Below are 257 nucleotides of genomic sequence, written 5' to 3'. Positions count from 1 at the left end.
AACCTTCGTCGGTATGGTATCGATGACACTCACGTTGATGAAAAACATCAACCCTGCCTACTCAAACTTATTGATGGGTCTGGCGACATTGGCCTATGCGCTAGGGCAGTTTATTGGCCCATTAGTCACAGTGGCGCTGGCGGGGCAGGACGATAACTTTAACGCGGGCTTGCTAGTAGCGGCTATAGGCTTGGTCATTGGGCTGATTTTAATTTACTTTTTTCGCCGCCAATCGCGAATGATCCGTTAAATAACGC

Annotated in this window: 1 protein-coding gene; it reads left to right on the top strand. The window is 48.6% G+C overall.

The genetic code is table 11. The features are described from left to right. On the top strand, positions 1-250 hold a 250-nt coding region (locus tag AAEZ03_RS28070; RefSeq protein ID WP_350583209.1), incomplete at its 5' end, for a YbfB/YjiJ family MFS transporter. Positions 251-257: the final 7 nt, after the last annotated feature.

It is taken from the genome of Pseudomonas sp. HY2-MNA-CIBAN-0224, assembly GCF_040310285.1.
GTDB classification, from domain to species: domain Bacteria; phylum Pseudomonadota; class Gammaproteobacteria; order Pseudomonadales; family Pseudomonadaceae; genus Aquipseudomonas; species Aquipseudomonas helleri.
This window is presented reverse-complemented; position numbering and strand designations above follow the sequence as displayed.